This is a genomic window from Streptomyces sp. AC1-42W (genome assembly GCF_003248355.1).
Lineage (GTDB): Bacteria > Actinomycetota > Actinomycetes > Streptomycetales > Streptomycetaceae > Streptomyces.
In genome coordinates this window covers 38,579-55,436 of record NZ_QKWY01000003.1, presented here as the reverse complement: position 1 = coordinate 55,436, position 16,858 = coordinate 38,579, and the positions used below count along the sequence as shown (strand labels likewise).

Below are 16,858 nucleotides of genomic sequence, written 5' to 3'. Positions count from 1 at the left end.
GTGGCTCGCGGGCGCGCTGATCATGGCCTGCCTGCTGCTCGTCGGCCCCAGCGTGTCGAGCAGCGCCTACACGCCCGGACCGCTGCCGGCCGGCGCCCCCGACGAGGTCGTGCCCAACCGCGTCATGACCTGGAACATCTGCAACCCCTGCCGGGGCGGCGGGCAGAACGGCGGCAGGGCGGCGGAGATCGCCACGTACGCACCCCAGGTCATCGGCCTGCAGGAAGCGTGCGTGGGCGATGTCGAGAGAATCCGCGACTACCTGCGGTACCGGTACGGGCTGGCCTACCACGTCGAATACGGCTCGGTGCTGCCCAGCTGGAGCCGGTGCGGAGGCGTGCCGTGGGCTCCGGGGGGCTACGGACAGGCGATCCTCTCGGCCGCCCCGATGACCGACCCGGTGAAGGTGGAGTACCCCGACGGCGGGTCCGAGGACCGCGGCTACCTGGCCGTCACGACCCTCGTGGACGGCCTGAGCGTCCGGGTGTTCAACACGCACCTGGCCGAGCGCAGACAGCAATCGGTCCGCGTGGAGCAGACCGCCGTACTGGCCGAGGCGATCGCCCCGTACGACCGCACGATCGTCCTCGGCGACTTCAACGCGGTGCCGCCCGCCCCCGAACTCACCGTGATGTGGGACCTGGCCGAGGACGCGGACCCCGGATGCGGCCCCTCCGGGACGGGCATGTGCGAGCCGACCACCGATTGGCGCAGCAAGTTCGACTACATCTTCCTGCGCGGCTTCGCCTCGCAGGAGCAACGGGTACATCTCACCCCGTGGTCGGACCACGACCTGGTACAGGCCGACCTGAACCGGCTGTAACGGGGCACACCCACTGCCGGCCCACGGCGACACGGCCGGCACTCCTGCGCTCGCCGAACCACACCGACGCCCTGCGCCGTCTCCCGGGCACGCGCGTCCACACGGAACTGGCCGACCTGGCGGGGCCCGCACCGCGGGAGCACCTGTCCGGCCCGTCCGGCTCCCGCCTCGTCCTCACTGTCCTTGTCCGGGAGCCGTCCAGCCTCCAGCGTCGTGGCCGCGGTGCCCCCGGGGATCGTGGCCGGCAGCATGCCTGGCAGCATCGCTATATGGAGATTCTGGAGATAGGACCGTGGCTGGCGCTTGGCCAGAAGCTGACCGCCAGCGAAGGCGTGCATCGGCCTTCCACCTTTTCCGCTGTGCTCGCCGCAACAATGAGCGACTGCGAGGGCCAGGTTGTCGTCGATGCCGGCTGCGGAGCCGGGCTCGTCACCGTTGCTGCTCTCGCGGCGGGGGCCCGACACGTCATAGCGCAGGACTACGACCGTGCCGCGCTTGTCGACACTGCCCGCAATGTCTCGGAGCACCTTGGCTCTGAAGCCCGAGGCCGTCTGACCTTGTGGGAAGCGGACTGGAGTCAACTGGCGCCCATGCGCGCTGACGTACTTGCCGTGAATCCGCCGCAACGCCCGGCCCGCTTGCTGCCTGACGTCCCTGCGGACCAGCAACATCTTCACTCCGGGGGCGGGGCTGACGGCCTGGACGGCATACGACTCATCCTGAAACACGCCCGAACCGACCGGGTGCGCACGACCGCGGCGGCTGTTTTGGACGTCGGCCCGATCGCGCTGCCGTCGCAAGGTGCGATGCGTCTGATCGCCGGCGCAGAGGTCTCCTTCGATCCGGCGTGGCGCACCGTTCTTCCCGGATTGTATGGCCGGGTCAACGTTTGGGAGTTCAGCAGAGACCATGGCGCTTGCGGGTGAGCCGTCGGTCACCCGGATCTCCTACGCGGCTCGGCGCGGCCATCGTCGGCCGCCTGACCTTCAACGGCACCATCATCGAAACCGGCACCGACTCCTACCGCCTCGCCAGCACCCGCGCCCGCGCCGAAGAACCCGCCAATGCTGGCTGACACCCACCGGTTCTGGCTCGGCCGCTGCCCTCACGGCCGGCGGTGAAGGAATCGCTTAATCGCCGGCGCGGGCCATAAGCAGCGGCTGGAAGAAGCCTGTCTCCTGCGGCATCCGCCACCGGGCGTCGACAAAGCCGGCCTCAGCTGCGAGGCCGGCCAACCGGTCCTGGCTGACGGCCCAGTAGGTGGTCCGGCGGACCTGGACGCGCCATTCTCCGCCTGCCGGAAGAAGTTGGAAGTGCTCCAGGTCGTAGTGCTCTCCGTCCTCGTGCCAGTGCCAGAGCTGGAAGGTGACCGTTCGTTCTCCGCCGTCGGCGCAGTCGGCGGTCTGGTGGACTTGTGGGGGCGTCGAAACGGGGTGGTCGCGCAGCAGGTCGTCGTAGTGGCGAGTGCTGACCAGCAGCAGGCCGTCTGGGCGCAGCACTCGGCGCATCGCGGCCAGGGCGGCGCGCACATCCTGCTCTGTCAACAGGTGGGGCAGCGAGTTGTCAGCGCAGACGACGACATCGAACCGGCCGTCGGGAAACGGGAGGCGTCGCATGTCGGCAGCCGCCGTGCGCAGACTGAGGCTCCGGCGGGCGGCCTCACAGCCGGCGCGGGCGGCGGCGCGCGGGCTGAGATCGGTGCCGGTGACGCGGTGCCCGCGGAGCGCAAGGCCGATGGCCTGCGTGCCGATTCCGCAGGAACAGTCGAGCACCTCGACGCCACCCTGACCGATAAGGGCGTCGAGGGCGTCACCCTGCCGACGAATGCTGGCGTCCCAGTCGGAGTAGATCAGGTGGTAGTCGTCGGCCAGTTCGTCGTAAAAGTGCGCCACCGATGTCTCAGGCAGGGCCAGAGGCTACCGGGGCCTGATCGTCCGGAGGCACTGGTCGCCTCAGTGGTCCGCGCGAACGCCCTCACTGACGACAGTGCCGTCATTACCCGTGAACATCTCCGAGCACGTTGATCGTCAACTGCTGTCGAAACCCAGGCTCTGGTCCACTTCGTGTGGCGCGGTTACTGTTCGTGATCAATCGGTCCCAGGGCTTCCGCGATCTGTTGGACTTCGTGGCGCCACTGAGCGGCGTCGGCACTGTCCACCCAGCCGGTCAGCAGTTCCGATCCGTCCTGGAGTACACGTTGCAGAGCGAGCACGGCTGACGAGCGGAGAGCCGGCGGAAGCTGCGGCAGAGGTTCTCTGGGTCCGTCATCAGGGTCGATCACAATCCTGCTGCCCGGGACGGTGCTGGCAACGAGAGCCGCGGCGGCGACCGCTTCGGTGCCGTCACCGCCATCCACGCGTGCTCCGGAATCCGTGACTCGCTGGAATGCTCGCTCGAGCACTTCGATGACCTTCTGAGAAGTCAGTCCCTCGAGTTCGTCGACGAAGTCGGCAGCGAGATCGCTGTCGAATGGGCCTGTTCCCCACGTCCCCATGTACGGCTCCTGGTATCGCTCTCGCGGACGGAACCAGCATTCCAGCAGACACTGACACGCGCTCAGGTGGCCAGGAGGACTCGTTTACGAAGCAAGGCGAATCCCGCGCGGCCGAACATCTGTCGCTTGAGCATTTTGATCCGGTTGACATGGCCCTCCACCACGCCGGAGTTCCAGGGCAGGGTGAGACCGGCGGGGACAGCTTCGAGATCGCGCAGGAGGTGCTGAGCGAAGTTGCGGAGGCTGGGCAGTTCGGTGGTGGCGCTGGCTGCTTCGATCCATTCGGGCAGCTGGTCGCCGTCCAGGTGCGTGAGGGTCCAGCGGGTGACGGCGCGGGCGGATGGCGGCCGTGGACCGACCTGTTGGGGCTTGCCGCGAAGGGTCCTGCTGACGTAGTCGCTGACGCTTGCGTATCCGCGTGGATAGCCCTGTTCCCTGATCTCCTCCCAGAGTTTCCAGGCGTTGGTGCAGCCTTCCTGCCAGCGCTGATCGAGGTAAGGCTTGTAGTCGTCGAGTCTGGTCGCACGGCTTTGCCACTGCCCGGTGAACATCTCCTCCGGAGTCGTGGCGCGATCGACAGTCACCCTGCGTACGCGCCCACAGAAGGTGGACCAGAGCCGAAACCCATCGACAAACGCTGCCGCTGAACGTGAACGAAGCCAGTTGGCCATGGCAGGTCTCGTCGCGGGTCAATTGGGTGGTGGCAGTGGTGCCGGCGAGCCACTTGGCCAGCTGGGTGAGGGTGGAGCGCACGCCGGTGAGAGCAGGAGCTGCTTCTTCTCGTACTCGATCCAGTCCGCAGGGTCGTCGGAGAACATGTAGCCGTCCTTGCGGCGCCAGATGATCGGGGTGAGGTGCTCGGCGAGCGGGAGGGTCGGGCGGGCCATGGCCTACTCGCCCCTGAGCAGCTGCGCGAGCTGCTCGTCCAGGGTGAACTCGCCGTTGTCGAGGGCTCCTTCGAACCAATCGGCCGCGGCCCTCACTCGTCCGATCTGACGCCGCACGGTTTCGCGTTCGTCGTCGGTGAACTCCAGGCCCCTCATCGCGGGACGAGCCGGCCCAAAGTGGTGACGAAGCTGTGGCACCAGGTGGACCGCGTCACCGGCCGCCGGCTGGGAAACCCGCACCGCGAGGGAGACGGCCGTGTCCCGCTCGCCTCGGCGCGGCTCTCCTCCATCGCGGAAACCCGCTACGTCAACGGCGAGCACGCGAGCCTGCCCAGCCTTCCCGAGGTGCAGCGGGATGTCTGCGGCTCAGTCGCGGGAGGCGAGAGCCTGCCAGCCCGCTTCCAGCAGGTCGAAGGCGCGGATGACGGCCTGGCGGGGGTCGTCGTGGCCGCGGGCGGCCCGGGGGGCTTCGAGGGCGAAGTGGGCCAGGGCGGTGCACGCGGGGTCGTCCTCGGGCAGCCCGCTCTCCTCGGCGATGGCCCGGGCCAGGGCGTCGGTGTGGCGCAGCCACATGGCCTGGACGTAGTCGCGCAGGGCGGGCGTGCTGTTGACGAGGTCGAAGAACGCGGTGAAGCGGGCGCCGCTGTCCGCGGCGGCCAGCCGGTGACGCAGCGCGTGCTCGCGCAGGGCGGCGGGAATGGACCGGCCTTCGGGGCGCTCGCGTACGGCGGCGAGCAGTTGGGACTCCTGGGCGGTGTCCTCGTCGAAGACGAGGGCCTCCTTGACCGGGAAGTGCTTGAAGAGCGTGGTGGTGGACACGTCGGCGGCGTCCGCGATCTCGCGGATGCCGACGTCGTCGTAGCCGCGCTCCAGGAACAGGCGCAGCGCGGTGTCGGCGATGGCCTGGCGGGTGGCGGCCTTCTTGCGCTCGCGGCGCCCCATCGGGGCGGGCGCGGCACTGGGCTCGGTCTCGGGCATGCCCCGGATTCTACCCTTCGGTTGCTCAGCTAAAAAAGTGCATCTGTTGCACTAAGTGAGTCGTTGTGTTTTTCTTGGGGGGTGGGCGCGGGGCGCCGCGCGCCGCCCGATCGCCATCGAAGCCCGCTGCGGAAGACCCCCACTCACGAACGGAGCACGACCATGAACGTCCGACCTGCCCCCCGAATCTCGGTCATCGGAGCGGGCCCCGGCGGGCTGACCTGCGCCCGCATCCTGCAGAAGCACGGCATCGCGGTCACCGTCTACGACCGCGACCGGGACGCCCACACCCGTGATCAGGGCGGCAGCCTCGACCTGCACACCGAGGACGGCCAACTCGCCCTGCGCGAGGCGGGGCTGATCGGGCGTTTCCGGGAGCTGGCACGCCCGGAGGGGCAGCGGATGCGCCGACTGGACGCCGCCGGCCGGGTTCTGATGGACCGGATGCCCGACGAGGGCGACCCCTCCGAGCCGGAGATCGACCGGGGCCAACTGCGTGATCTCCTGCTCGGCTCCCTCGCACCGGGCACGGTGCGGTGGGGCCGCGCCCTCGCCTCGGTCGACGGCCCCGCCGAAGGGCCGCGGACGCTGCGCTTCACCGACGGGACGAGCGTCGAGACCGATCTGGTCATCGGAGCCGACGGCGCGTTCTCCCGGGTCCGCGCGGCCGTCTCGGCAGCTGTCCCGTACCACTCCGGGATCACCTTCACCGAGGCGTGGTTCGACGACGTCGAAAACCGCCACCCCGCCCTGTCGGAGCTGGTCGGTGACGGCAGCGCCGCCGCGGCGGACGGCGAGCGCGCGCTGTTCGCCCAGCGCAACAGCGGTGGGCACATCCGGGTCTACATCATCCGCCGCGCCCCGGCCGACTGGATCACCGCGGCCGGTCTGACCCCCGGGGACACCACCGGCGTCCGCGCCCACCTGCTGGACGAGTTCGCCGGATGGGCGTCCGGCATGCGGTACATGATCAGTAACAACGACGGCCCCTACGCCGACCGGCCGCTGTTCGTCCTCCCGGCGCCGCACACCTGGGACCACGTACCCACGGTGACCCTGCTCGGTGACGCCGCACACCTCATGCCGCCGCTCGGCGTGGGCGTCAACCTGGCCATGCTCGACGCCCACGACCTCGCCCTCGCCCTGGCCACCCACTCCACCGTCGGCGAGGCCGTCCGCGCCTACGAGAAGACCATGCTGCCCCGCTCCACGGACCTGGCCGAAGCACTGGTCGGCGGCGCCGCGTTCCTCCTGGAAGCGGACGAGGAGCCGGACGGCCGCGACGAGGCCCGCGCCCTGCGGCGGAGCCTCGACGAGCGCAGGGCGGCCGCGGGAGCCTGAAACCGCACGGCGGCGGGGGCGCCGTCGCGTACCCGCCCGGCGATCCGTGCCCCGGTCCCCGGCCCCCGGTCAGGCGGTGTGCCGGTACGCCGGGTAGGTGAGGTATCCGTCGTCGCCGCCCTGGTAGAAGGTGTTCTCGTCGGCGGGCGCGACGGGCAGGCCGGTGCGCAGGCGTTCGACGAGGTCGGGGTTGGCGAGGAAGGCGCGGCCGAAGGCGATCAGATCGGCGCCGAGCCCCAGCCAGTGGTCCGCCTCGGACCTGCCGGTCTGCTTGGCTCCGCCGGGCATGGTGGGGCTGACGATCAGGGTGCCGGGCCAGACGTCCCGCAGCCGCAGGAGGGTGTCCTCGCCGGCGGTGCCCTCCAGGTGCACGTAGGCGAGGTCCAGGCGGGCCAGTTCGGTCAGCAGGGCGGTGTTCAGCTCGACGGCGTCGTCCTCGACCGCGTCCCAGATGCCGCCCCCGGGCGACAGGCGGATGCCGGTACGGGCGGCGCCCACGGCCTCGACGGTGGCGGCGGCCGCCTCGACGGCGAAGCGTATGCGGTTGGCGATCGAGCCGCCGTAGCGGTCGTCGCGCAGGTTGGCGTTGGAGGAGAGGAACTGGGAGATCAGATAGCCGTTGGCGCCGTGCAGTTCGACGCCGTCGAAGCCCGCGTCGACGGCCCGGCGCGCGGCGTGCGCGTAGGAGCGGACGTGCTCGGCGACCTCGTCCGTGGCCAGGGCGCGCGGTACCGGCATCGGCTGGGGGCCGCTCGGTGTGAAGACGCTGCCCGCGCCGGCCACGGCCGAGGGGCCGACCGGCCGGAAGCCCGTGGTCTCCGGGTGCGAGACCCGGCCGCCGTGCATGATCTGGGCGAAGACGCGTCCGCCGTTGGCGTGGACGGCCGCGGTCACCTGGCGCCAGGAGCCCGTCTGCTCGTCGGTGTGCAGGCCGGGCGTCCCCGGATTGGACTGGCCGACGAGGCTGGGCTGGACGCCCTCGGTGACGATCAGGCCGGCCGTGGCGCGCTGCGCGTAATAGGTGGCCATCGAGGGGGTCGCCAGACCGCCGGCGGCGGCCCGGACGCGGCTCATGGGGGCCATGACGGTCCGGTTGGGCAGCGAGAGGCCGCCGAGGCGATAACTGCTGAACAGGGACGGCATGTCGGTTCTCCTCACCTACATGTGTGCCCCGGTCGCCGGGGCACACATGTACGCTAAAACCTGACGCCAATGTCAGGATCAAGCGGAGAGCACCGCAGACTCCCGTGAGGTGCGTCACAGGGAGTGCGGCGGTGCGGCGCGGGAACGGAGTCGTCCATGCGGATCGGGGAGCTGGCGGACCTCGCCGGAGTGAGCGTGCGGTCGCTGCGCTACTACGAGCAGCAGGGACTGCTCACCAGCACCCGTACACCGGGCGGGCAGCGCCGGTACACCGAGCACGACGTGGACCGCGTCCACTTCATCCAGGGGCTGTACGCGGCGAACCTCTCCAGCCGCACCATCGCCGGACTCCTGCCCTGCGCCGACGCGCCGAGCGTGCACAACTCCGACGCCGCGCTCGAACGGCTGGCCCACGAGCGCGAGCGGATCACCGCGCAGATCGAGGAACTGCTGCGCGCCCGCTCCACGCTCGACGAGATGGCCGCCGCGGCGCGGGCCCACCGCGCATCCCTGCTGCCCGGAGCCGAACGGACCGCGGCCGCCACGTGCCGGTGACATCGGTGCGCCGGCCGGAACCGATCGGGTCGTAGCGGCCGGGCGCCGCCCCGTACGTCCGGCGCATCCCCCGTGAGAGCTACCCGTGCTGTCCCTGCGCGGGTGACTCGCGCACGTCCGCGGATTCCTAGCGTGGTTCCCAGGTCGCCACAGGGGTGACCCACTACACGGGAGGCCACCATGGGCATGAAGTCCGCCCTACGACACCGCGCGGATTCCGGCCCGGACGGGGGCCGGGAAGGAGACGGCGGCGGCCGTCTCGGCCGGATCGCGCGCTCCCCGCTGGGCTGGATGCTGACGGGAATGGCCGGCGTCGGAGTGGTCTCGGGGCTGACGGCCACCGGGCCCGGTCCCGTACCGGTGCTGGGCGCGGCCGCCGCGGTGGCCGTGTACTGCTACGTCATGCGCCGGGTGGCCCGACGCGCGACGCCGGAGATCGCCCGGTCCGGGGCAGGCCGGGAGGTGCTGCTCGGCGGTGCGATCGGGCTGGGCTTCATCCTCGTCTCCGCCCTGCTGATCACGGCGTTCGGCGGCTATTCGTTCAACTGGGCGGGCGACGGCGTCATGTCGGTCGTGTGGACGACCATCGCGCTCCAGATCGGCGCCGCGGTCACCGAGGAGCTGCTGTTCCGCGGCCTCGCCCTCCAAGCCCTCGAACAGCTGTGGGGCAGCCGGGCCGCCATCGTGATCACCTCGGTGTTCTTCGGCGTCGCCCACCTGGGCGCCGAGGGCGCGAACGCCTGGAGCGGACTGGCGATCGCCCTGGAGGCGGGCGCCCTGCTCGGAGCCGCGTTCCTGTGGCGACGTAGCATCTGGTTCGTCGTGGGGCTCCACTTCGCCTGGAACACCACGGAGCAGCTGCTCGGCATCCCCGTCTCCGGGCACGCCCCCGAGGGCCTGTTCGACGTGGACGTCCACGGCTCCGCCCTGCTGACCGGCGGCGGCTTCGGCCTGGAGGCGTCGATCATCCCCGTCCTCATGGGCGTGGCCATCGCCGCCACCATGCTCGTTCGCGCCCACCGCAACGGCGACATCGAACCGCGTCCACGCGCGGGCCGCTGAGCCGGGCCGACCACCGGAGGAATCCGCAGTGATGCCCCTTCAGAAACTCCGCGGCGGCGGAGGCGTCCCGCTGCTCCGGGCGTCGCTCGGCCGGTGGCGGGAGCGGGACGCCCTCGTCAAGGACGGCGTCCTCGCCCTGACGCTGACCCTGCTGGCCTTCGTACCGCCCCTCTCCGAGGTCGGCGCGCAGATCGGCGACCTGCCCGAGCGGGCGCCGAGCGTCCTCGGCGGCGGGCTGGCGCTCGCCCAGACCGTGCCACTGGCGGTCCGCCGCAGGTGGCCCGCGGCCTGCCTGGCCGTCGTCGCGGCGGCGTTCGCCGTGCACCAGGCGCTGGGCTTCGCCACCACGTTCGCGAGCGTCGGGCTGTACCTGGCCCTGTACTCCGCCGGCGCCCACCAGGTCCGGCGCCGCACCGGCCTGGTCGTCGCGGCGGGAGCCGGTTACGCGGTGCTGGCCGTCGTCCTGCACCGCGCCGGCTCACCGAACGGCATCCCGGACTACCTCGCCTTCTCGCTGGCTCTGGCAGCCGCGTGGCTCGTGGGGAGCATGGTGCGTACGCGGCGCACGGAAGAGACCAAGCGCCGGCAACTGGCCGCCGAGGTGGCAACGGCCGCCGAGCGGGCGCGCATCGCCCGCGAGCTGCACGACGTGGTCACCCACCACGTCACGGCCATGGTGGTCCAGGCCGACGCGGCGCAGTACCTGCTCACGTCCACGCCGGAACGCGCCGCCGAAGGGCTGACCGCGGTGAGCGACACCGGCCGCAGGGCGCTGAAGGAACTGAGGCACCTGCTCGGCGTCCTGGAGGCGACCGGCGAAGCGGCGTCCGCGGAGCCGGCGGGCGCGGACCGGGCCCCCGCCCTCGGCCAGGTGGGGGACCTCGTCGAACAGGCCCGCAGATCGGGCCAGCCGGTCGAGTTCGGCGAGCACGGCGAGCGGCGGCCCCAGGGCGTGGACGTGGAACTGGCCGCCTACCGGGTCGCGCAGGAGGCGCTCACCAACGCCATGAAGTACGCGCCCGGGAAGCCGACACGGGTCCTCATCGGGTACGGCGACGAGCACATCGAGATCGTGGTGACCACCGAAGGGCCCGCTGCCGCACCGGCCGCGCGGAAGCCGGGCGCCGGAGGCGGCCGGGGACTGGCCGGGCTGCGCGCACGTGTGCGGATGCTCGATGGTGAACTGACGTCGGGACCGCGGCCCGGAGGCGGGTTCGAGGTCCGTGCCACGATTCCGTCCAAGCCTGTTCAGGAGTGAACCCCTTGAGCGACACGCCGTCTCCGATCCGTGTACTCGTCTGCGACGACCAGGCGCTGGTGCGGACCGGCTACGTCACCATCTTCTCCGCCCAGCCCGACATGGAGGTCGTCGGAGAGGCCGAGAACGGGCACGAGGCGGTCGCGGCCGCGCGCCGACTGCGCCCCGACGTGGTCGTGATGGACATCCGGATGCCGCTGCTCGACGGCATCCGGGCGACCCGGCAACTCGCCGGCCCCGACACCGAGAACGCGCCGAAGGTGCTGGTCGTGACCACGTTCAACATCGACGCCTACGTCTACGACGCGCTGCGCGCCGGAGCGAGCGGCTTTCTCCTCAAGGACGCCCCTCCGGCGGAGCTGGTCAACGGTATCCGCACCGTCGCACGCGGCGAGGCCCTGCTCGCCCCCGCCGTCACCCGCCACCTCATCGGCCACTTCGCCCAGCACCTGCGGCCGGCCGACACCTCCCGCCCGGCCCGGCAGGACATCGTGCACGCGCTGACCCCCCGCGAGCTGGAAGTGCTCCAGCTGATCGCCGAGGGGCTGTCGAACGCGGAGATCGCCGCCGCGATGTTCATCACGCCCGAGACCGTCAAGACCTACGTGTCGCGCATCCTGGCGAAACTCGGCCTGCGCGACCGCGTCCAGGCCGTCGTCCTCGCCTACCGGGTCGGCCTGGCCTCCGGCACACCGTGACCGGCGGGGGCTTCATTCATCGAACGTCCGAACCGTCGTTGACGATGAGGCTCTGTGGCTCGGGGAACGCACGTGGAGTACGGAATGAAACGCCGTGCCCCGGCCGGCAAGCACTGTGGTGCGACGCACCGAAGGGCCGGCTTCGGCACGTCGCACCAAGCGGGTGGTTCCGGCGGTGGGCCGGGGGCGGTCAGCCGGCGTCGGCCCGTTCGGACGGCTGGGGGGCGGGCTCCGGGGCCCGCCACTCGATGCGCGTGCTGCACAGCGCCACCGCCAGAGCCGCCGCCGCCACACAGGCGAGCCCCCACACCAGACTGCTCGCGCCGGCGACGAACCCGATGAGCGGGGGACCGGCCAGCAGCCCCGTGGTGCCCATGGCGGCGACGAGCGTCAACGCCTTGCCGCCATGGTGCGCGGCGGCCACATAGACGCACGGAGTGACGGCGGCCACCCCCAGGCCGACGCAGGCGAAGCCGAGGAACGCGGGGACGATACCGCCGGCGACCAGCGCGAGGGCCAGGCCGACGCCCGCGAGACCGCTCCCCACGAGCACCACACGCCCGTCACCCCAGCGTTCGCGCCAGCTGTCCGCGCGCAGCCGGGCGAGGACCATCATGCCGGCGACGACGGTGATCCCGAGCGGGGCCACCTTCTCCGAGGCGCCCGCCACGTCCTCCAGATACAGGGCGGACCAGTCGTTCATCGCCCCTTCCACGACGGTGCCGAACATCATGGCGCAGCACATCCACCCCACCACGCCGACCAGGACGGTCCGGGGTCCGGCCGGGGCGGCGACGGTGTCGTCCCCGTCCTGCGTGGACGGCGCCTCCTCCGTATCGGCGAGCAGCCCCGTCCCCGCCCCGGCCGCCAGGAGCAGCAGGAGCGCTGCGGCCACGGTGAAGTGCGCGAGGAGGGAGGAGGTCACCAGGTGCATCCCGGAGGCCAGCAGCCCCGCCAGGAAGGAACCACCGCTGAACACGGCGTGCAGCTTGGCCATCGTGCGGCGCTTGTGGTGCGCCTCCAGCGCGGCACCCTGCGCGTTCATCGCCGTGTTGAGGCAGCCGACGACGACCCCGTCCACGCAGACCACGACCAGGGCGACCGGGTACGTGGGAGCGGCGGCGAGCGCCACGAGAACGGCCGCCAGGGCGACGGTGGAACCCAGCGCGAGCCGGCGGGAACCCAGACGGTCCATCAGGAACGCCACGAGCGGGAAGGCCGCGCACGCCCCGACCCCGGCCGCCATCAGCAGGATGCCGACTTCGGCCGCGTTCAGACCGAGCCCCGACTTGAGCGCCGGAATCCGGGACACCCAGGTGGCGTACTGGAAGCCGAGGGCGCAGAACAGCGCCGCCGTCGCGAGTTGCCCGCGACGGAACGAATGGTGGGTGAACGACACGTCAGTGACTCCGTGGAGTATCGGAAGGTGAACCGGGGGACGGTGGAGCGGGCGGCAGCGAGCGGGACATGTAGACGGCCGAGCGCCCGTAACCGGCGGTCGGCACATGGGGATCGGGGGCGTACCCGCACGCCGACCAGTAACTCCCGGCCCCCGCGACCGCGATCAGCGAGACCTCCTCGTAGCCCCGCGCCGCGGCGGTGCGTTCGAGGTGGGTGACGAGGCGGCGCCCCAGCCCGCGTCCGCGGTACTCCGGGGCGACGACCATGTCGTGCAGATGCAGGTTGCGGGAGTGGAAACGGGCCGGCGCCGTGCTGCCCAGGGCGGGTGCCCGGCGCGGGGGGTAGGGCAGGGACAGCAGATAGCCCGCCACCTTTGGGCCCGACCGGAGGACGAAGCAGGTCTCGGGGGACACCGCTTTGGAACGGAGCGCCTCGCGGCCCTCCGCCAGGCCGAGCGGCCCGTAGGCGTCGGACTCCAGCGCGGCGATCGCGTCCCAGTCCGGCGGAGTGGGAGGGCGGATGGTGATGACGTCGGCCGGTGTCACGGAGCCTTCCCCGGTTCGCCGCGGTCCGGCGGGCCACCCGTGAAGACCACCGGCAGCGGCATGAAGCCGTTGAACCCGCGTGTCGTGTAGCTCAGCGCGTAGGCACCGCAGGCCAGCACCTCGACCGGGTCCCCCGAGGCGAGCCCCTCGGGCACCCGCACGAGGCCGCGGTCGTGCGGGTAGGCGTCGTCGCTGTCGCAGGTGGGGCCGGCGACGACCGCGGGGACGAGCGGGCCGGCCGGGCCCGCGGGGAAGCGCAACCGGTACTGGATGGCATCCATCTCGTACAGTCCGTTGAACTTCCCGCAGCTCAGGTACAACCAGTGCTGCGACGAGCCGTCCGGCATCTGCCGCCGGGTCAGGCGGACCACGCGGGCGTGAATGGTTCCGTGGTCCGCGACCAGCGACCGCCCCGGCTCCATGACGAGGCGGAGATGCTCCCCGTGGACCGCGCGCAGGCCCTCGATGCCTTCCCGCAGAGTGGCGAAGATCTTGTCCAGGGGCGGGTCCAGGGGAACGCCGCCGCTGTCGAGGTAGCCCCGAGCGGGCAGACCGCCCCCCAGATTCACATGATCGAGGACGATGCCGTGCTCCTCAAGCGTGATCATCACCGCGGAGAGGCGCTCGAAGGCCCGGTGCCAGGCGTCCGCGTCCATCTGCTGCGACCCCACATGCACCGAGAGCCCGGACGGTACGAGGCCGAGGCGCCGCGCGGTGCGCAGGATGTGCACGGTGTCGGCGGCGGAGCACCCGAACTTGTGCTTCAGGCCCCACAGCGCGCCCTCGCCGTCGACGGCCAGCCGGCAGAAGACCCTCGCCCCGGGGGCGTGGCGGGCGAGGGCCCGCACGTCCTGCACGCTGTCCGTCGCGAAGGTACGCACCCCGAGGGCGTAGGCATCGGCGATGTCCGTATCCGACTTGACCGTGTTGCCGTAGTGCGTGGCCTCCACGGAGATACCGGCGCGCAGTGCCTGCCGCAGTTCCTGCGGCCCGGCGGCGTCGACCCCGGCACCGGCGGCGCCGAGTGTCCGCAGGATCTCGTCGGAGGGCGCGGCCTTCATGGCGAACCGTACGACGGCATCGGGAAGTTCCGCGCGGAGTTCCGCGTACTGTGCGCGAATCCCGTCGAGGTCGTAGACGAGCCGGTCCCCGTCCGGCGCCACGGGTATGCGCGGGCGGCCCCGGCCGGCGGCCGTCATGAGGCACCCGCCGGACCGCCGGCCGCCGCGAGGCCGACCGCACCGGCCGACTCCATGAGGTCCCCCCACGACTCGATGAGCAGCGCGTAGTCCGTGAAGTCGGCGCGGGCCTCGTCCAGCAGGCTTTCGCGCAGCGGCCGCAGGTGGTCGGCGAGATCCGCGTACCGGCCGCCGAGTCCGCGGTAGACGGCGTCCGTACGGTCCAGCCGCGTCACGTTGTCCGACTGCTCCAGCGACGTGCTGCGCCGTACGATCCGGGCCACCCGGTCCGCGTCGACCGTGCCGTCCGGGCGCAGCAGGCCGGGTCCCGCCGCCTTCAGTTCGGCGTACACGTAATGGAAGCGCAGCATCGACAGGAGGAACTTCACGAACCTGGTCTGGTACGCCACGAACCCCGCCGCGGTACGCCGCTCGCCCGTGTAGTAGTTCACGATGTCGCGGTTGTGGAGGACGCCGGGCAGTCCGGCGTGGTGGACCAGGTGGATGAGGAAGTAGTCGCTGCCGATCGTGTCCGTCGCCGGGGGCAGCGGTACCTGCTCGTGCACCCCGTGGAAGGCGATGTTGCACATGTCCACACGCATGGGGTCCACGCGGGTCAACACGGAGTGGTCGCCGTCGAAGGCATGCCGGCCCGCGCCGAGGAAGGACTGCGCCACGAGGTCCCGCTTGCTCGCCTCCGGGGCGTCGAGCGGCGCCCACAGGCTCACCAGGTCGTCGTACGCACGGGGGTCGAGCGCCGCGATCTCGGCGAGGTCCACGGAGGGTTCGCCCGTGAAGGACGCCCCCACCATCGCGACGGGACGCCGCATCTCGGCCGCGGTCAGTTCGCAGACGTCGACGTGCCGGGCCGCCTCGGAGGCGGTGGCACCGAGGCTGAGCAGTTCGTGGTGGATCGGGAAGACCGTCGAGCCGTCCTTCTCCTGGTAGCGGCTGTCGGAGTCCCTGCGGTGCACCGAGGCGCAGCCGAGGGCCCGGCCGACGAGGAAGGCCCGGTCGGTGCAGGCCCCGTAGGAAAGACGCGAGGGAAGCAGCAGGTCCAGCAGCCACTCCGCCTTCGGGCTCCGGGCCCGGTCGATGACACGGAGCAGGAATTCCCGCTGCGCGGCCTCGTCCAGGTGGTGGATCACCACTCCGGGGCGCGGCTCCAGCCCGTGGACCGTCGCGGCGTGCGCCGCGTGGACGGCGGGCGGGCACGAGTCGAGGACGAGCAGGTGGACCTCGACGCCGAAGCGGTCGGCGGCGTACGCGGCCTCCTCGGCGAGCAGCCGGATGGTGGCCGAGCACTCCCGGTTGGTCGGCAGGGTCAGGCAGATTCGGCGCACCGGACCCCTCCGTACGTGTCCGCGTCGTGCCAGGACTTCAGGCCGAGCAGCCGCTCGCCCAGCTCGTTCAGGCGGGCGCGTCCGTACCGTTCGGCCTCGGGCCGCACGGCGTCGCCGAGCAGGGTCTTGTTCCACGTCGGCGTGGACAGGGTGCGCCAGGACTCGATCCGGGAGCGGCGCAGCTCCTCGTGCTCCTCCAGGGCGGGCATCATCGACAGGTACTGCACCGCCCGTGCTCCGGCGGCGGAGATGTTGGGCGCCACTCCGTGGGCGAGGTGCCCGTTGAAGATCAGCAGGTCGCCGGCCTCCAGTTCGGGGTGCACCACCGGCATCACGTCACGGTCGACGGCCGGGCGGATGGGGTCCCGGTCGGCGGGCTGGTGGGCCTTCCAGTGGTCGAACTGCCGGAAGAGTTCCGGGCAGCACTGGAAGCCGCCCTCCTCCGGAACGGTGTCGTTGAGGACGAGGATGCCCTGGACCCGCTGCGGGGGGACACTCCGGACGGTGTCGACGTCCCAGTGCAGTTCGATGTCGAAGCCCGTGGGGCGGAACTCGATCAGGGACCGGTCCCGTGTCTTCATGTTGGGCGGGTTGAGGTTGAGCCGGTCGAGGGTGACCCACAGCTCCTCGCAGTCCCACACGTCCACGAAGGCGTCGTACACGCGACGGCATTGCCGGTTGTCCCACATCAACTGGTGGTGGTAGGCCTCGACGAACCCGTAGATGTGCAGCTCCTGGTCCAGCTCCGACCGGTACTCCCGCTCCTCGTACCAGGTCTCGGGGCGGTCCGGGTCGAGACCCTGGAAGTCCCAGGCGAAGGTCAGTAACCGCTGGGCGTCCTCACGGGGTACGGCCCGCTTGACCACCACGTACCCGTAGGTCTGCCAGAAGGCGAACTGCTCCTCGCTCAGCACCCGGAGCGGGCGCCTCTTGCGCAGGTCACGCAGGGAAGTGTGGGACAGATACGTTTCGCCGTCCTCGCTGAAGTAGGGACGGTCCGTGGCGGCACGGTGCAAGTAGGTGTCAGTCATGGGCATGGACGTACTCCGAGACTCGCTGTGAACAAGAGCGGCCGGTGGGAGAAGACGGTGATCGGCGGACCGGCGCAGGCCACCGTGACGAAGATCATCTGCACAACTGTTTGACGAGCGG

18 protein-coding genes and 2 pseudogenes are annotated in these 16,858 nt (G+C 71.2%); 8 read left to right on the top strand and 12 right to left on the bottom strand.

The genetic code is table 11. From position 1 onward, the window contains the following. Positions 1-22 precede the first annotated feature (22 nt). The 3 genes and pseudogenes from DNK56_RS33065 to DNK56_RS33055 all read left to right on the top strand — a co-directional run. Positions 23-823, top strand: a complete 801-nt coding sequence (locus DNK56_RS33065) for an endonuclease/exonuclease/phosphatase family protein (protein ID WP_199563964.1) — start codon at positions 23-25, stop codon at positions 821-823. 269 nt (positions 824-1,092) lie between these two features. After that, positions 1,093-1,749 carry a 50S ribosomal protein L11 methyltransferase gene (locus DNK56_RS33060; protein ID WP_111339758.1) on the top strand — a complete coding sequence of 219 codons (657 nt, stop codon included), beginning with the start codon at positions 1,093-1,095 and terminating at the stop codon, positions 1,747-1,749. Between the two features lie 26 nt (positions 1,750-1,775). Then, positions 1,776-1,898: pseudogene (locus DNK56_RS33055) on the top strand (IS21-like element helper ATPase IstB); the annotation flags it as partial. 55 nt (positions 1,899-1,953) lie between these two features. Here the strand turns inward: DNK56_RS33055 and DNK56_RS33050 are convergent. The 6 genes and pseudogenes from DNK56_RS33050 to DNK56_RS33025 all read right to left on the bottom strand — a co-directional run bounded on the left by DNK56_RS33050 (position 1,954) and on the right by DNK56_RS33025 (position 5,182). Continuing rightward, positions 1,954-2,730 carry a class I SAM-dependent methyltransferase gene (locus DNK56_RS33050; protein ID WP_111339757.1) on the bottom strand — a complete coding sequence of 259 codons (777 nt, stop codon included), beginning with the start codon at positions 2,728-2,730 and terminating at the stop codon, positions 1,954-1,956. 167 nt (positions 2,731-2,897) lie between these two features. Next, positions 2,898-3,317 carry a DUF4259 domain-containing protein gene (locus tag DNK56_RS33045; protein WP_111339756.1) on the bottom strand — a complete coding sequence of 140 codons (420 nt, stop codon included), beginning with the start codon at positions 3,315-3,317 and terminating at the stop codon, positions 2,898-2,900. Between the two features lie 62 nt (positions 3,318-3,379). Then, positions 3,380-3,844, bottom strand: a pseudogene (locus DNK56_RS33040) (ISL3 family transposase); the annotation flags it as partial. A 162-nt stretch (positions 3,845-4,006) separates the two neighbouring features. Then, positions 4,007-4,204 carry a hypothetical protein gene (locus DNK56_RS33035; protein WP_111339754.1) on the bottom strand — a complete coding sequence of 66 codons (198 nt, stop codon included), beginning with the start codon at positions 4,202-4,204 and terminating at the stop codon, positions 4,007-4,009. 3 nt (positions 4,205-4,207) lie between these two features. After that, positions 4,208-4,360: a DUF6192 family protein gene (locus DNK56_RS33030; protein ID WP_241990213.1), complete on the bottom strand. Its 153-nt coding sequence runs from the start codon at positions 4,358-4,360 to the stop codon at positions 4,208-4,210. Positions 4,361-4,570: 210 nt separating this feature from the next. Beyond that, entirely contained in the window at positions 4,571-5,182 is a 612-nt protein-coding gene (locus DNK56_RS33025; protein WP_111339753.1) for a TetR/AcrR family transcriptional regulator, read from the bottom strand. A 162-nt stretch (positions 5,183-5,344) separates the two neighbouring features. Here DNK56_RS33025 and DNK56_RS33020 point away from each other — a divergent pair, with 162 nt between their 5' ends. Beyond that, on the top strand, positions 5,345-6,523 hold the full coding sequence (locus DNK56_RS33020) for an FAD-dependent oxidoreductase (RefSeq protein ID WP_111339752.1): 1,179 nt from the start codon (positions 5,345-5,347) through the stop codon (positions 6,521-6,523). Positions 6,524-6,592: 69 nt separating this feature from the next. Here DNK56_RS33020 and DNK56_RS33015 read toward each other — a convergent pair whose 3' ends face one another. Continuing rightward, on the bottom strand, positions 6,593-7,666 hold the full coding sequence (locus DNK56_RS33015) for an alkene reductase (RefSeq protein WP_111339751.1): 1,074 nt from the start codon (positions 7,664-7,666) through the stop codon (positions 6,593-6,595). 156 nt (positions 7,667-7,822) lie between these two features. Here DNK56_RS33015 and DNK56_RS33010 point away from each other — a divergent pair, with 156 nt between their 5' ends. From DNK56_RS33010 to DNK56_RS32995, 4 genes are all read left to right on the top strand, one after another. After that, positions 7,823-8,221: a MerR family transcriptional regulator gene (locus tag DNK56_RS33010; RefSeq protein WP_111339750.1), complete on the top strand. Its 399-nt coding sequence runs from the start codon at positions 7,823-7,825 to the stop codon at positions 8,219-8,221. Positions 8,222-8,401: 180 nt separating this feature from the next. After that, positions 8,402-9,283 carry a CPBP family intramembrane glutamic endopeptidase gene (locus tag DNK56_RS33005; RefSeq protein WP_111339749.1) on the top strand — a complete coding sequence of 294 codons (882 nt, stop codon included), beginning with the start codon at positions 8,402-8,404 and terminating at the stop codon, positions 9,281-9,283. 31 nt (positions 9,284-9,314) lie between these two features. Next, positions 9,315-10,541: a sensor histidine kinase gene (locus DNK56_RS33000; RefSeq protein WP_111339748.1), complete on the top strand. Its 1,227-nt coding sequence runs from the start codon at positions 9,315-9,317 to the stop codon at positions 10,539-10,541. Between the two features lie 5 nt (positions 10,542-10,546). Continuing rightward, positions 10,547-11,239: a response regulator gene (locus tag DNK56_RS32995; RefSeq protein ID WP_111339747.1), complete on the top strand. Its 693-nt coding sequence runs from the start codon at positions 10,547-10,549 to the stop codon at positions 11,237-11,239. A gap of 190 nt (positions 11,240-11,429) precedes the next feature. Here the strand turns inward: DNK56_RS32995 and DNK56_RS32990 are convergent, their stop codons facing one another. From DNK56_RS32990 to DNK56_RS32970, 5 genes are read right to left on the bottom strand one after another with little or no spacing between them, the layout of a single operon-like run. Beyond that, positions 11,430-12,638, bottom strand: a complete 1,209-nt coding sequence (locus DNK56_RS32990; protein WP_111339746.1) for an MFS transporter — start codon at positions 12,636-12,638, stop codon at positions 11,430-11,432. A 1-nt stretch (position 12,639) separates the two neighbouring features. After that, a complete protein-coding gene (locus DNK56_RS32985) occupies positions 12,640-13,185 on the bottom strand; it encodes a GNAT family N-acetyltransferase (RefSeq protein ID WP_241990212.1) in 546 nt (181 codons plus the stop codon). Then, positions 13,182-14,384, bottom strand: a complete 1,203-nt coding sequence (locus DNK56_RS32980) for a type III PLP-dependent enzyme (RefSeq protein WP_111339745.1) — start codon at positions 14,382-14,384, stop codon at positions 13,182-13,184. Before DNK56_RS32980 ends, DNK56_RS32985 begins: the two co-directional genes overlap by 4 nt. Further along, positions 14,381-15,706, bottom strand: a complete 1,326-nt coding sequence (locus tag DNK56_RS32975) for a DUF6271 family protein (RefSeq protein WP_111339744.1) — start codon at positions 15,704-15,706, stop codon at positions 14,381-14,383. Before DNK56_RS32975 ends, DNK56_RS32980 begins: the two co-directional genes overlap by 4 nt. Beyond that, positions 15,688-16,743: a phytanoyl-CoA dioxygenase family protein gene (locus DNK56_RS32970; protein ID WP_111339743.1), complete on the bottom strand. Its 1,056-nt coding sequence runs from the start codon at positions 16,741-16,743 to the stop codon at positions 15,688-15,690. Before DNK56_RS32970 ends, DNK56_RS32975 begins: the two co-directional genes overlap by 19 nt. Between the last annotated feature and the right edge of the window lie 115 nt (positions 16,744-16,858).

Excerpts from the sequence above, each read along its gene's own strand:
- DNK56_RS33065 (WP_199563964.1), top strand. The coding sequence starts at position 23 with ATGGCCTGCCTGCTGCTCGTCGGCCCCAGCGTGTCGAGCAGCGCCTAC.
- DNK56_RS33060 (WP_111339758.1), top strand. The coding sequence starts at position 1,093 with ATGGAGATTCTGGAGATAGGACCGTGGCTGGCGCTTGGCCAGAAGCTG.
- DNK56_RS33045 (WP_111339756.1), bottom strand. The coding sequence starts at position 3,317 with ATGGGGACGTGGGGAACAGGCCCATTCGACAGCGATCTCGCTGCCGAC.
- DNK56_RS33035 (WP_111339754.1), bottom strand. The coding sequence starts at position 4,204 with ATGGCCCGCCCGACCCTCCCGCTCGCCGAGCACCTCACCCCGATCATC.
- DNK56_RS33030 (WP_241990213.1), bottom strand. The coding sequence starts at position 4,360 with ATGAGGGGCCTGGAGTTCACCGACGACGAACGCGAAACCGTGCGGCGT.
- DNK56_RS33025 (WP_111339753.1), bottom strand. The coding sequence starts at position 5,182 with ATGCCCGAGACCGAGCCCAGTGCCGCGCCCGCCCCGATGGGGCGCCGC.
- DNK56_RS33020 (WP_111339752.1), top strand. The coding sequence starts at position 5,345 with ATGAACGTCCGACCTGCCCCCCGAATCTCGGTCATCGGAGCGGGCCCC.
- DNK56_RS33015 (WP_111339751.1), bottom strand. The coding sequence starts at position 7,666 with ATGCCGTCCCTGTTCAGCAGTTATCGCCTCGGCGGCCTCTCGCTGCCC.
- DNK56_RS33010 (WP_111339750.1), top strand. The coding sequence starts at position 7,823 with ATGCGGATCGGGGAGCTGGCGGACCTCGCCGGAGTGAGCGTGCGGTCG.
- DNK56_RS33005 (WP_111339749.1), top strand. The coding sequence starts at position 8,402 with ATGGGCATGAAGTCCGCCCTACGACACCGCGCGGATTCCGGCCCGGAC.
- DNK56_RS33000 (WP_111339748.1), top strand. The coding sequence starts at position 9,315 with ATGCCCCTTCAGAAACTCCGCGGCGGCGGAGGCGTCCCGCTGCTCCGG.
- DNK56_RS32980 (WP_111339745.1), bottom strand. The coding sequence starts at position 14,384 with ATGACGGCCGCCGGCCGGGGCCGCCCGCGCATACCCGTGGCGCCGGAC.
- DNK56_RS32970 (WP_111339743.1), bottom strand. The coding sequence starts at position 16,743 with ATGCCCATGACTGACACCTACTTGCACCGTGCCGCCACGGACCGTCCC.